The 13,406-nt window shown below is 66.1% G+C and carries 12 protein-coding genes; 5 read left to right on the top strand and 7 right to left on the bottom strand.

The genetic code is table 11. The annotated features are described in order from the left end of the window. The first annotated feature begins 31 nt into the window (after positions 1 to 31). Positions 32 to 328, top strand: coding sequence for a hypothetical protein (locus tag GobsT_RS19060; RefSeq protein WP_109571012.1), 297 nt, complete (start codon positions 32 to 34; stop codon positions 326 to 328). On the opposite strand, the gene purB is transcribed toward GobsT_RS19060, so the two are convergent. Further along, complete coding sequence (gene purB, locus GobsT_RS19055) at positions 325 to 1,809, bottom strand: adenylosuccinate lyase (protein ID WP_010049402.1); 1,485 nt, start codon at positions 1,807 to 1,809, stop codon at positions 325 to 327. The two genes, GobsT_RS19060 and purB, sit on opposite strands and share 4 nt — an antisense overlap. Positions 1,810 to 2,048: 239 nt before the next feature. On the opposite strand from purB, the gene GobsT_RS19050 reads away from it, so the two are divergent. Next, positions 2,049 to 2,423 (top strand): hypothetical protein, encoded by a 375-nt coding sequence (locus GobsT_RS19050; protein WP_010049399.1) that lies wholly within the window; start codon positions 2,049 to 2,051, stop codon positions 2,421 to 2,423. A gap of 111 nt (positions 2,424 to 2,534) precedes the next feature. On the opposite strand, the gene GobsT_RS19045 is transcribed toward GobsT_RS19050, so the two are convergent. Then, the gene (locus GobsT_RS19045) at positions 2,535 to 2,972 is read right to left on the bottom strand and encodes a hypothetical protein (RefSeq protein WP_010044918.1); all 438 of its coding nucleotides are present in this window, start codon (positions 2,970 to 2,972) and stop codon (positions 2,535 to 2,537) included. Positions 2,973 to 3,231: 259 nt separating this feature from the next. Between GobsT_RS19045 and GobsT_RS19040 the strand changes: the two genes are divergently transcribed. Then, positions 3,232 to 5,940 (top strand): ABC transporter substrate-binding protein, encoded by a 2,709-nt coding sequence (locus tag GobsT_RS19040; RefSeq protein ID WP_010044916.1) that lies wholly within the window; start codon positions 3,232 to 3,234, stop codon positions 5,938 to 5,940. A 244-nt stretch (positions 5,941 to 6,184) separates the two neighbouring features. Next, positions 6,185 to 7,264: a sensor histidine kinase gene (locus tag GobsT_RS19035; protein WP_010044914.1), complete on the top strand. Its 1,080-nt coding sequence runs from the start codon at positions 6,185 to 6,187 to the stop codon at positions 7,262 to 7,264. Between the two features lie 38 nt (positions 7,265 to 7,302). On the opposite strand, the gene GobsT_RS19030 is transcribed toward GobsT_RS19035, so the two are convergent. The 5 genes from GobsT_RS19030 to GobsT_RS19010 all read right to left on the bottom strand — a co-directional run bounded on the left by GobsT_RS19030 (position 7,303) and on the right by GobsT_RS19010 (position 12,414). After that, the gene (locus GobsT_RS19030) at positions 7,303 to 7,803 is read right to left on the bottom strand and encodes a hypothetical protein (protein WP_029601104.1); all 501 of its coding nucleotides are present in this window, start codon (positions 7,801 to 7,803) and stop codon (positions 7,303 to 7,305) included. A 37-nt stretch (positions 7,804 to 7,840) separates the two neighbouring features. After that, positions 7,841 to 9,196, bottom strand: coding sequence for a DUF1501 domain-containing protein (locus GobsT_RS19025; protein ID WP_010044910.1), 1,356 nt, complete (start codon positions 9,194 to 9,196; stop codon positions 7,841 to 7,843). Between the two features lie 127 nt (positions 9,197 to 9,323). After that, positions 9,324 to 10,892 (bottom strand): UxaA family hydrolase, encoded by a 1,569-nt coding sequence (locus GobsT_RS19020; RefSeq protein WP_010044908.1) that lies wholly within the window; start codon positions 10,890 to 10,892, stop codon positions 9,324 to 9,326. Positions 10,893 to 10,992: 100 nt separating this feature from the next. Next, positions 10,993 to 11,397: a hypothetical protein gene (locus GobsT_RS19015; protein WP_010044906.1), complete on the bottom strand. Its 405-nt coding sequence runs from the start codon at positions 11,395 to 11,397 to the stop codon at positions 10,993 to 10,995. A gap of 72 nt (positions 11,398 to 11,469) precedes the next feature. Then, on the bottom strand, positions 11,470 to 12,414 hold the full coding sequence (locus tag GobsT_RS19010; RefSeq protein WP_071529323.1) for a DUF1559 family PulG-like putative transporter: 945 nt from the start codon (positions 12,412 to 12,414) through the stop codon (positions 11,470 to 11,472). A gap of 784 nt (positions 12,415 to 13,198) precedes the next feature. Here GobsT_RS19010 and GobsT_RS19005 point away from each other — a divergent pair. Next, positions 13,199 to 13,396, top strand: coding sequence for a hypothetical protein (locus GobsT_RS19005; RefSeq protein WP_010044901.1), 198 nt, complete (start codon positions 13,199 to 13,201; stop codon positions 13,394 to 13,396). Positions 13,397 to 13,406 lie beyond the last annotated feature (10 nt).

Raw genomic sequence — 13,406 nt, 5'->3', positions numbered from 1 at the left:
CAACCAACTTGGAGCGAGTCGGAGAGCAGGCATGCGGATTCCGCTCTGGGGCGTCGCGCTAATCGCCGTAACGTTGGCCGTTGCGGCGCTGATTCTTCGGTCGATTCCCTACGGGTTGATTCTCCCGCTGATTGTGGGCTGGCTTGTGGGGCGGTTCGTGTCCGCCCCTTCTCACCCCGCTCGATCGAAACAAGTCGTTGTCATGGCAACTGTTTGGGCGACCGCACTTGGACCCATTAGCGGGTTTATTGCGGTGCCCGCACAGCTTATGCTCGTTGGCATCGGGATATACGTCATTCTTGCTGAAGTTCAATATCCTCACGATTAAACGTGCAACTCGGCCGTCTTCCCCAGAACGCCAGCATATCGCGCACGGATCGGCGCGACGTGTTCGCCAACGAACTCCTCGACCTGTTCGGGTGAGCGGCCGACGAACAGCTTCGGATCGGTTACCGCGCCGAAATCCACTTTCTTGAACGCGTCGCTCTTATCAGCCTTCAACAGCGCAAATAGCTCCGCGGGTGAGCCCTCGCCCGATTTCACACGAGCGGTCACGGCGTGACTGTGCTGGCGCACGATCTCGTGAACCACCTGGCGGTCTTCGCCGGCCTGGACCGCGGCCATCATCAGGTTCTCGGTCGCCATGTAGGGCAGGTACTCGCGCACGTTCTTGGCGATAATCGGCTTGTTCACGACCAACCCGCGCCCGGCTTCGCTCTTCTGGGTGAGAACGTTTAGGGCGATGCGGAGTACGGCGTCGGTCGCGAGGAACGCCTGCGGGATGTACAGCCGGCGGCACGCGCTGTCGTCCAGCGTTCGCTCGAACCACTGCGTTGAGGCGGTGTCGGCGGCCATCGCGGGCAGGCCCGAAATGAACCGCGCGAGGCTGCACATCCGCTCGGCCCGCATCGGGTTGCGCTTGTACGCCATCGCGCTCGACCCGATCTGCTCGGCCTCGAACGGTTCGTCCACTTCTTGGCGGTGCGCCAGCAACCGCAGATCGGTGCCCCACTTGTGGGCGCTCTGAGCGAGCCCGTTCAGCGCGTCGAGGATTTGCGAGTCGATTTTCCGCGAATACGTCTGCCCGGTGACCGGAAACACCCGGTCGAAACCCATCTTTTTCGCAACGAGTGCGTCCAGGCGCCGGACCTTGTCGTGATCGCCGTTGAAGAGCGCGAGGAAGCTCGCCTGCGTGCCGGTGGTGCCCTTCGCGCCGCGGAACGGCAACTCGTCGCGGCGGCGCTCGAGTTCCTGAAGGTCCAGCACGAAGTCGAACAGCCACAGCGTCGCGCGCTTGCCGACGGTGGTGAGCTGGGCGGGCTGGAAGTGCGTGAACCCGAGCGTCGGCTCGTCCTTCCAGGTCGTCGCGAAGGTCGCGAGCGCGTCGATCGCGCAGGCGAGGGATTCGCACAACTGGTTCAGCCCCTCCCGCATCAGGATCAGGTCGGCGTTGTCGGTGACGTAGCACGAGGTGGCGCCGAGGTGGACGATGTCGCCGCACCCGGGGGCCACGTCCTTCAGCGCGTGGACCTGGGCCATCACGTCGTGGCGCAGGCGCTTCTCGTGGGCCGCGGCGCGTTTCAGATCGATGTCGTCAAGGTGCGCGCGAAGCTCGGCGAGTTTGGCGGGTGTGATGCGCGGCTGCCCGTCGTCGCCGAGCAGCCCCAACTCGGCTTCGGCTTCGGCCAGCGCGAGCCACAGCCGCCGCCACGTGCGGAACTTCCGCAGCGGCCCCCACCGCTCGGCCATCTCGGCGGAGGCGTACCGGCCGATCAGCGGGTTGTCGTACACGTCGTTCGTTTCGTTCATGACTTGAGAAATTCTGCCTGTCCGGGGTCGCGCTTGTTGGCGTCGGTGCGGCACGCACGGTGTGAGCGCCCGAGGCGTGCCAACGCATCAGATCCGCAGCATATTGTAGGATTTTGGGCCGTTCCGTCCGAGCCGCGGCGGCGCCCGCGGCGGCGGTGGGGTAAGCTCCATCAGACAGGAAGTTCGGAGCGTGGACCGCGCCCCGACTGTCGCACGACGAGTTCACGGAGGATTAACCCATGCGCACACCGCACACGCGGTTGAGCGTCGCGGCGCTGGCCGTCGCGCTGTTCGCCGGCGCCGCGCAAACGGCTTCGGCCCAGCAGCCGCCCCCGCCGGCGTTCTACACCATGCCGACCCCGCAGCCGCGGCTCGACTTCCCGCAAGGGCCGGAGCCGCAGCTCCCGCGGATGTTCTACTACCCGTACTACTACTTCCCGCACAACTACTGGCCCCAGAACAGCCCGCAGTGGCCCGAGCCGAAGGGGCACCCCTACGTCCGCCCGCCGGCGTATCAAGCGTACCCGGCGTTCAAGGAGCCGGGCTGGCGCTACGAGCTGTGGACCCCGATGAAGTACCACCGCGGGAACCACTTCTGGCTGGACCAGTTCTGAGAAATGCGGAGTGTGGAATTCGGAACGCGGCGTGAAGACCTCAGGCAATGATCTAAATCCTGTGCCTTTAGTCTTCACGCCGCGTGCCGAATTCCACACTCCGCATTTGGGTCAGTGTGAATGCACCTTCTTGAAGTGCTCGGCGACCTTTTCCATCATCACGTGCCAGCCGCAGTCGTCGCACGGGGGCACCGCCGGGTAGCACTTCGTGCAATACAGCGGGCCGCCGTTGAGGAACTGCTCGATCCGCGCCTTGTCAGCAGGCACCACGCCGTTGGGTGACAGCGGGAACGCGACCGACGTTTTGCACTTCTCGCACGGCCGCGCCGAGTTGTGCTCGATCACGTGTTCGAAGTGGTTGTGAAGCCCCGCCGGTACGACGCCCGAACCGGTGCAAAGCGGGCACGTCATGTTGAACTGCGCCAGGATCGCGCGGCGGATGAACTCGCTTTTGTTCGGGAGCTTGTCGAGGAAGTTGGCGAGGTCGTCGTCGACCTTGAAGGCGACGATCTGTGATTTCTCCGTTTTGTCTTTCTTGTCCTTCGCCATATCACCCCCTCGCGTAACGTATTACGGCATCTTACGCGAGAGCCAAGGAAGTCCCAAGCGGTAATGTGGCGCGTAACCGGCTCACCGTTTCTTCGTACACGGTATTTTCGCTTCCGTCAGCGTGCTGTTTAAGCAACTCGCGGCCCGCCACGGGAGATCCTCGCGCATTCACGACCGGTCGCTTCTGTCTGTCGGCCACGACGTGGTATTATCTACCTGTGTCCCACACAACCGGTTCCGCAACCAGGAAGGTGAAGTCATGTCCGTGCTCGCGCGCGTTGGTCGTCCGTGGCACCGCGCGCTTGCGGCGCTCGCGGGGCTGTTCGCCGCGTTCGCGGTCGGCGTCGCCCAGCCCCCTGTTGAGGTTGAGGACCCCAAGGGCGGGCTGAAAAAGCGCGTGGTGGTGGAAGACGATCCGGTCGCGAAATCGAAGGACGAGCACGCCGCCCCGACCACCCCGCCCGACGTGCGGCTCGACGAGTTGGTTGCCGGTGCGGACGGGGCCAAGCACCCCGCCATCAAGGCGCTGTTCCAGCGGAACCGGGTCCCGTTCGACCGGCTGACCACCAAATCGGCCACGATGCAGATCCGGCCGATCCCGCTAGCCCGGGGGGAGCGGCTGCCGCTCACGTTCGGGGTACAGGAGTACGACCGCGAGGGGCGCCCGACCGACCCGCAGGGCATCAACTCGACGGACGTGCGGAAGGTCGAGTACTTCGAGGAGATCGTGGTTGCGGAGGCGAACCAGGTGCTCGGCGCCAAGCCGCTGGGCACCGCCAACGGCCCGGACGGCTGGACGGTGACCGAGCAACTGGACGCAGCCGAACTGCTCCTGTCGGCCACACTGCGGTTCCACGACTACGCCCGCGCTCGCAACATTCGCCGCGGCCGCGGCTGGGACGATTTCCGCAAGCCCCTGTTCGAGCGGCTCCGCGAGGTGCGGCTGCTGCTGCTCAAGAACGCGGTGGCGGGCAACGACTGGGGCCGGGTCCGCGAGGTCGGCACCAGGGTGATGGCTGCGTATCCAGGTGACGCCGCGGTCGCGGCCGAAGTCGCCGTCGCCCGGGTGTCAGAGACGAAACGGCTGCTTGCGTCCGAGACGCACTTCGACCACGTCAAGGCGAAAGAACTGCTCGACGAGTTCGAGGCCAGCTACCCGGGCGCGGGTGGGGCCGCCGTCAAAGCGATCCGCACCGAGTTGTCCCGGCGCGCACAGGCCGCGTTCGCCCGGGCGGTTGAAAAGAAGGCGGCCAACGACCTCACCGCCGCACGCGACGCGCTCACCCGCGCGGCCGCGCTGGACCCCACGGTCCCGGGCGTGCGGGAGCTGCAACGGGAGCTGAAGACCGGTTACCAGACGCTCTCGGTCGGGGTGCGGCAGTTCCCGGAACAGATGTCGCCCGCAACGGCGCGGCTGGACAGCGAAAAGCAGGTCGTCGAGTTGGTGTTCGAGGGGGTGCTGGCGGAGGTGCCGGACGACAACGGCGCGGCGCGGTACGTGCCCGGCGCCGCCGTGGTGTCGCCGCACGTGGTTCCGGGCGGCCGCGAGTTCCTGTTGCGGGGCTTCGACGCGTCGGCCACCGGGCGCTACGGGTTCGAGTCCCACGACCTCGTCAGCACGCTCAAGTTGATGGGCAAGCGGCCTGAAACGTGGAACTCGTACGCGCTCCCCTGGATCGACGGGCTGCCGACCCCGAAGGACAACGTCGCGGCGCGCGTGGCGTTCAAACAGGGGCACCCGGACCCGCGGGCGCTGCTCACGTTCAAGCTGCTCCCCGGTCGGTGGATGGAGGGGAAGGGGATGGCCGCGGACGACGCCGGGTTCGCCGAGGCCCCGCTCGGCACCGGGCCGTTCAAGCTCCAACCCGGCGCGCGGGGCGACGGTACCGCCCCGCGCGAACTGGTGCTCGTCGACAACCCGCTCTACGGGCGCTGGCGCGACCGCACGAGCCAGCCGTTCATTAAAGAAGTCCGCCTCGTCGAAGTGGCGAAGATCCCCAACCCGGTCGAGGCGTTCCAGCAGGGCAGCCTGCACGTGCTCACGGACGTGCCAACCGCCGATCTGGAGAAGTACCGCTCGCAGCTCTCCGGGCGGGCGCAGGACTACACGGCGGTGAACGGCCGCCGCGTCCACATCCTGGCGCTGAACCACCGCCGCCCGGCGCTCCAGAGCAAGATATTGCGCCAGGGACTGATGACGGCCATCGACCGCGAGCGGATCCTCAACGAGGTGTTCCGCGCCGGGCGGCCCGAGTTCCACCGCGCGCTGACCGGCCCGTTCCCGCCCCAGAGCTGGGCCACCACCAAAGGTCCTACCGGTCAGACCGTGCCGCTCGTCAACCGCGATCTCGCGCTGACTCGCATCCGCAACTACCTCTTCGACATGGGCGCTAAGGCCGAACTCACCCTCCTGTACCCGGACGGCGACCCGCAGGCGGCAACGGCGTGTCGGAAGATCAAGGACCAGGTCGAAGGGCTCTTTAAAGACGCCCCGGGGCGCAAGCTGACGATCGCGCTCGAACCGCTCCCCCTGCGCGATTTGCTGGTGCGCGTCGAGGACGAGCACCGCTACGACCTCGCCTACGTCCCGTTCGACTATCCGGACGACTGGTACCCGTTTGCCCTGGGCGGGATGCTCGACCCCCTGGCGGCGGAGCGCGGCGGGCGCAACTGGACCGGTTTCCAGGCGAAGGGGACCGGCGCCGACGACGCCGACTCCCGGCTCGGGCAACTGCTGAACGAGCTGCGCGCGTACCGCGCGTTCGGCCCGCTCGCCGAGAAAACCGTGGAGGTTCAGAAGCTGTTCAACGAGTGCGTCCCGTTCGTCCCGCTGTGGCAACTCGACCGGCACATGGTCGTCCACAACAGCGTGAAAATTTACACCGACGATACAGACACTCCGATCAGCCCGCGGGCGCTGAACCAGACAACGCTGTTCCAGGGGGTGGCGCGTTGGCGCCTGGAGTGAGCCCGCGTTCGGGCGGGAGCAATCGTCGCTGCGATCCACGCCGCACCGCGCGAACGCAACTCGCGTAAGCGACCGGCGCCGCATGCTCTTGTAAGCTGCGGCGCCGGTTTTTGAGGAGCGATTTTCACGCCCCGGCGTTCCGTCGCGTGTCGGGCGCGGTAAGATGTGGAGATCACACGTACACACTCGCGCCTGACATCCGAGGGGTCGTCTCATTAACAACCTCACCGACCTCGCTGCGCTGGTGCAGCGCGAGCGCGAGGAGCTTCTCACGAAGTGGCGCGAGCGGGTCCGTAAGCTCCCATCAGCCAGGCACCTCGACACCCCCACGCTCAACGACCACATGCCGGCGTTTCTCGACGAACTCGCCGCGGTGCTCCGCGCCCGGTCCGACGAGTCGATCCACGAGGCCGTGTGCGAAGGCACGCCAGCCATACACGGCGCGCAGCGCGCGGACAACGGGTTCGACGTCGTTGAAGTCGTCGCCGAGTACAACATCCTACGCGAGTGCGTTTACGAACTGGCCGAGGCGGGCGGGAAACCGCTGGTGCGTCGCTCGGCTCACATCGTGAACCGGCTGATCGACGGCGCGATCGGCTCGGCGGTTAAGACCTACGCCACCCAGAAGGCGCTCGAGGTCCAGCGGCGGCGGGAGGAGTACCTCGCCTTCGTCGCCCACGACCTGCGCACCCCGCTGAGTGCTATCTCACTGGCCGCGGGGGTGCTGGAGCTCAAGTTCGGGACGAACGAAGCGGGCACGCAGGTCGGGCGGATGGTGAAGACCCTCCGCCGCAACGTCCTGCATCTCGGATCGCTCGTTGACAAGGTGCTCGACGAGAACACCAACCTGCGGACCGAAGTCGGTCTCAAACTCGAGCGGCGCGAACTCGATCTGTGGCCGCTCGTGGAGGCACTGGTTCACGACCTGCACCCGGTCGCCGGGACCGACAGCACGAAGCTCTTCAACGAGGTCCCCGAAGATCTGGTCGTGTATGCCGACGCCGACCTGCTCCGGCGGGTGTTCCAGAACCTGATCGCGAACGCCATCAAGTACACCCCGGTGGGGGACGTGACCATCTCGGCACGGGCGGTGGAGGGCGGGTTCGAGTGCTCGGTCCGCGATACCGGAGAGGGCATCCCGGCCAACCGGTTGGACAAGGTGTTCGAGCCGTTCGAGACGGACCCGAACAAGCAGGGCGGGGTCGGGCTGGGGCTCGCGATCGTCAAGACGTTCATTGAGGCCCACGAGGGAACCGTCGGCGTCGAGAGCACCGTCGGAGCGGGTTCGACGTTCTGGTTCACACTCCCCGCGCGGCGGAACTGACCGCCGCGGGCGCGGCTCCGACCACCCAGCGGCGGTTGTCACTTCGTCTCAAACGAATCGAGGAACTTGGTCGCCGCGTCGGTCGCTCCGAAGCCCTTCGGTCCGCCGGCGAAGACGATGTAGACGCGCGACTCGGCGAGGATGATGCGCGTTTTGATCTTGGCACCGTCTTTATCGACTAGCACCTCGCGGCCCGGGTACTTGGCGGCTCCGTACGTGATCTCCTTCGTACTCTCCACCTTGCAACCACTTTTGGACACCATTCCGGCTTCAATGCCGTCGAGCACCGCCTTCGGCGGCGCTTTAGCGGCGGCGGGCAGGTCCACGTACATCACGGTGAAGGAGTTCTCCTTGTCGTCCTTCGCGCTCGCCACCTGCATCTCGATCGCGCCGGCCTTCTTGGCTTCGGTTTTGACCGTTAGGTCGCTCGGGAACCGGGCCGTGAACTTGCCCTCTTTCGAGGTGTACTTCTCGTCCGCCCCGCTCGCCGCGAGGCCCGCGGCCGCCACAACCACCAGAGCTGCCAGAGCGTTTCGCATGTCGTTGTCCCGTTCGCGCAAAGGGTAGGAGGTCCGGTCAGTCCGCGGAGCCGTCGAACAGCGGGCGGATCACCTGTCCCCGGTTCAGTTGCACCGGCCGGTTCAGCCGGTCGCGCACGTCGGCGTGCGGGTCGACGCCGAGCACCGAGTACACGGTCGCACCGATGTCGTCCGGGGAGTACGGGGCGGTCACCGGGTACGCGCCGTTCTTGTCGCTCTTGCCGATCACGGTGCCGGGGACCACGCCGGCGCCGGCAAAGAGACCGCTGAAGCACGGCGCCCAATGCTCGCGGCCCACCTCTTTGTTGATCTTCGGCTCGCGCCCGAACTCGCCGAGCATCATCACCAGCGTGTCGTCGAGCAACCCGCGTGCGGTCATGTCATCAAGGAGCGCGGAAACGGCCGTGTCGAGCGGCGGCAGCAGGTCCTTCTTGAGCCGGTTGAAGATGTTGCCGTGGCTGTCCCAGTTTTGCACACGGCCCATGTTGGCCTGCACCACCGGAACGCCGGCCTCGATCAGCCGCCGCGCGAGCAAGCACGACTGCCCGAACGCGTGGCGCCCGTACCGGTCGCGGACGCCCGCAGGTTCCTGGTCGAGGTCGAAGGCCCGGGCCACTTTTCCCGATGTCAGCACGCTGAGGGCCTGGTGCTGTTGGTCGGTGAGCTTTTTCGTCTCGCCGGCCTCCGCGAGCCACTTGCGCTGGTCGTTGACGGCCGAGAGCAGGGCCATGCGGTCGCGCAGGTCGTTCACCTCCATGCCCGCGGACGGGCGGAGGTTGTCCACCCGGAAGTCCCGGCGGTTCGGGTCCTGAGTGATCTGCATCACGTCGTGCTTCGGCCCGAGGAACCCGGCGTGCTGGCCGGGCCAGAGGAGCGGCCCTTCCATCAGGTAGGTCGGTAGGTTCACCCCGCACGGCGTGCCTTCCGGCGCGCCGCGGAAGTAGCTCCGGCCGGCCGCGTAGTTCGGGAAATCGTCCCGAGAGGCGATCTTGTCGAAGAACGCGCCGGGCTGCACGTTCCCGGTGAGCACGTGGTGGGTGGCGACGAGGTGGTTGTTTTCGCGGTGCGCCAGCGACCGGATCACCGAGTACAGGTTTGACCGGGCCGCGAGCTTGGGCAGGTGTTCGCTGGCGAGCAGCCCGGGCGTCCTGGTCCGTATGGTCTGGTACTCGCCGCGGATCTCGGGCGGGGCGTCGGGCTTCGGGTCGAAGGTTTCGTGGTGGCTGGCGGCCCCGGTGAGGAACACGATCAGCAGCGATTTCGGCTTCTTCGCGGGCGTCGTGCCGCTCGACCCGGCGCGGGCGAACGACGACAGACCGACACCCAGCAGGCCCGAGTAGCCGACCTGTAAGAGTTCACGCCGCGTGACGCCGATGGGGTGGGGAGTGGGCATGAGCGGACCTTGAAGAGCGGGGCGGTGGTAGGAGCGAGGCGGGTGCTTCAATTAGAACACCTGGCACGCCGGGAGCAAGGCCGTTCCGGAAAACTGGAACCGCCGCGCCCCCGGCACCACACGCGAATTACAGCGTCGGGCCGATCGACCACGGGGCGAACTCCTCCTCGCCCACGCCGTTCAGCTCGCTCTTCGTGCGCTCGCCGCTGGCCACCGACAGCACCTTTTCGAAGATCTCTTGCCCCACCGCCTCGACGGACGTGCCGGTGAGCACCTTGCCGGCGTCGATGTCCATGTCGCCGATCATGTGCGTGTACAGCGGCGTGTTGGTCGCGACTTTTACGCACGGCGCCGGCTTGCACCCGAACACGCTGCCGCGCCCGGTGGTGAACACGCACACGTTCGCCCCGCCCGCCACGATCCCCGTCATGCTCACCGGGTCGTACCCGGGCGTGTCCATCACCACGAACCCCTTCGCCGTGACCGGCTCGGCGTAGCGGTACACGTCGACCATCGCGGTCGTGCCCGCCTTGGCGATGGCCCCCAGCGATTTCTCGTAAATGGTGGTGAGCCCGCCCTCCTTGTTGCCGGGGGAGGGGTTGTTGTTGATCTCCGCCCCGAACATGGACGTGTACCACTCCCACCACTTGATCCGCTCGACCAGCTTCTCCCCCACCTCCTTCGACACCGCCCGGCGGGTGAGGATGTGTTCGGCCCCGTAGATCTCGGTCGTTTCGCCCAGGACGCTGGCCCCGCCCTGTTGCACCATCAGGTCGCTGGCCACGCCCAGCGCGGGGTTCGCGGTGACGCCGCTGTTCCCGTCCGAGCCGCCGCAGTTGGTCCCCAGGATCAGGTGCTTGGCGGGGAGCTGGACGCGGCGCACGTCGTTCACCCGCGGGAGCATCTCGGCGACGGCCTTCACCCCGGCTTCGACCGTTTTGCCGATCCCGCCGCACTCCTGGATCGACAGCGCCAGCGGGGCGCCCTTCGAGCCGTCCAGTTGCAGCAGGTCGAGGCGCTCGTTGTTAATGAGGTGCGACGCCTGAACGATCTCGCAGCCGAGCCCCACGAGCAGGTACGACGCCACGTTCGGGTGCCGGGCGAAGCCGGCCAGCGTCCGGTCGAGCTGCTGGTGGTCGGGGCCGTCGAACTGCATCCCGCAGCCCTGCCGGTGGACGATCGCGATGACGCCGTCCACGTTCGGGTAGTCCTTCAGCAGCCCGAGCTGGCGGACCCGGTCGGCGATGTACTTGCTGGTGCTGGCCGAGCAGTTGACGGTGCTGATGACCGCGAGGTAGTTGCGGGTGCCGTACCGCTGGTGGTCGGGCTTGCCCGGCCCGCGGTCGTATCCCATGAACGTGCGGTACTCGGCCGGCGGCGGGAGCGGGGCCGGGATCTGGCTCGCGTAGGCGTAGTCGCGCTCGAACGCGCCGGCGCTGACGTTGTGAACGTGAACGTGCTCGCCCGGGGCGATCGCCCGGCCGGCGAACCCGATCACCTGGCCGTACTTGCGAATCGGGTCGCCTTCCTTGATCGCCACGAGCGCGAACTTGTGGCCCATCCCGATGCCCTTCGGGAGGGTGAAGGTGCCGGAGTCGAATAGGAAGGTGGTGTTGGCAGGGATCGGCTTGCGCGCCACCGCGACGTTGTCCTGGGCACGCAGGTGGACCGCGAAGTCACTGATCGGAACGGCCATCGGAGTTGGTTCCCGGCAGAGTGAGAGACTTCTCTTCACACTACCGGAAACCGCCCGGCTCGGGCAGATGAGGTTGCGCCGCGGCGGCGCGCGGCCCGCATCAGTCGAGCTTGATTTCGAGAGTATCGGTGCTCGGGGTGACGGTGTACTTGAGCCCGGACGTCTCGGGGTTCCGGTACTTCTCCGGGATCGTGGCCGGGGTCGGGCCTTTCGGTGCCGCCGCGGCCTTCGGGTCCGACGACCCGCTGCCGCCGGGCGAGGACTGAACGCCCACCTTGATGTCACCGGGGACCACGTCGGTCATGATGAACTTGCCGCCCGGCTGAACCACCGCGGCCGAGTAGGCGCCGTCGGCGCCGACGAACTGGAGGATACCGGATTCGAGGGGTTGGCCCTTGTAGGTGACCGTCCCGTTGACGGTGATTTTCTTCACCCCCTGCGAGCAGCCGAGCAGGGCTGATCCCAGCAGGCACGCGAAACCGAGTCGCAAAACAATATGGGGCATGGAGGAGTCACTCGGGGGAGAGAGCGGAAAGGGTGGCCCCGCCCGGTACGATCGGGCGGGGCCGATGGAACGTTACCAGTCGCCCAGGACCAAGCCGTCCTTGGGCCACAGCGCCCGGACCCAGGTCGTCGGGCTCACGGACGACGGGACCGTCCGGACGCTGCCGTCCATCATGCCCACAACGCACCCGGCGGCGTCCATCGCCTGGACGAAGTACGGGTTACACGCGGCCGGGGTCGGAACGTTTTGCGGCACGGCGGCGGTCGAGGTGGTGATCGGGGTGCAGGCCGAGTAGTCCCCCTGCGACGTGCCCTGCATCCCGCTGCTCATCAGGCGGGTGTCGAAGTACGGCCCGCGCTCCCAGCGCCACGGGGTGCGGTACGCCCACAGCTTGTGGAAGTAGTTGTTCGGGGACGCGCCCGAGGTGGCGTCCGGCTCGCCGAGCCCGCACTTGCCGTACTGTTCCGCGAACCCGACCGTGTTCGAGGTGCCGTCGGTGATCCCCACGAGGGTCATCTTGGACACGGTGTTGCCGCTACAAGGGACGCCGAAGATGGCGTGGTTCATCCCGTAGTTCGAGATCCCCCACGTGCCGCCGTTCGATTCCTTCCAGACATCGATCGGGTTCGAGGGGTCGCGCGGGGAGATGAACATCTTGAGCTTCACCGTGCCGGCGTTGTTCGGGCTCCCTTCCCACACGCCGCCGTTGGTCTGGCCCATGGTGTAGAGGGGCGACTGCTCGAGATAAGGCAGCAGGAAGTAGTAGCCCGAGGCGTAGTTCTTGCCGGCGGCCACCACGTCCGCCAGCGGCGGGACCGAGGACATCGCGTCGTGGTAGCTGTGGACGGAGAGGGCGATCTGCTTGACGTTGTTAGTGCTCTGCATCCGGGCCGCAGCAGATCGAACTTTCTGGACGGCCGGCAACAAAAGCCCGATCAGGATCGCAATGATAGCAATAACCACCAACAGCTCAATCAGCGTGAAACCACGCCGTGAGCGCAACGACCGGAGAGACATGGTATCGGACCTCAAACCAGAAGAGAGATGAGAGTGGGGTGAGTCAGCCCCGACTATGAAAATACCCTAATGAGACGAGAGAACAAGTCGGAATCGCGCTTTTCCAGTGGGAAAAGCGGATGATGTTGAGGTGTCACAAAAGAGACACATTGTCGGGCCGGGTGCCACAAACGCTTTACCGTTTGCCCTGTTGTTAAGCAGTAGACCGAACTCCCTTATCGTCTTTTACAATGTGCGGGCTGCATCTCGGATGATCGCTGCTACCCGTTTAAATGAGTGTGTAAAATCGCTGAAAAGCGAACGCACAAGCCGCTAACAACTGGGCATTCCAGCAGCAACGCCGCAGAGGAGTTTTGCGATCTCGCCCGGTTTCTTCAGCCGTCTCACATGTAACTGCCGAGTTCGCAGGCTACTTCTGGAGGTGACAGTCACAGAGCCTTTGAGTTACTCACAGCACCGACAGTTCCCCAAAAACGTCTCAACCGAGTTCATGAAGCGGTGGGGACGTTGGGCGTTGGTGGCGATTCGAGTCCGGAGCGTTGCGCCCATTCACAAGATGGCCGGCGGCGGTGCGGGTTGTGCGGTTCGCGCCGAGCCCGGTGGAAAGTGTCTGCGCAGGACCGCACGGGGTTTGTTGCGGTCCCGCGTGGCGCAAGTAGATTACCAGCACTCCGGACCCCTACGGTGTCCGATCCCGGCACCTGTTTCTATCCTGACGGCCAACACGGGGTTAGTCGTCATGAGCACGCTAGAACTCGGCCGCGGGTCGCGGAAAGGTCGGGCAATGGACAAAGCACTCTGCTACGGGGCGCTCGGCGTCGGTGCCCTCATGGCACTGGTTTTCGTGCTCGATTTGGTGGCCGGCGTGCCATTCGGCGGCGGGGGCGGCGAGAACCCGTTTGTCGTGGTCGATGTGTTCGGCTTCATCGGTGCCGCCATCGTCATCTATCTCGGCTTCAACGCTTCACGCGACTTGAAATAGCCCCACTACC

The organism is Gemmata obscuriglobus, from assembly GCF_008065095.1.
Taxonomy (GTDB): Bacteria; Planctomycetota; Planctomycetia; order Gemmatales; family Gemmataceae; genus Gemmata; species Gemmata obscuriglobus.
The sequence above is the reverse complement of the archived record's forward strand: the minus strand, read 5'-3'. Positions and strand labels throughout refer to the sequence as shown.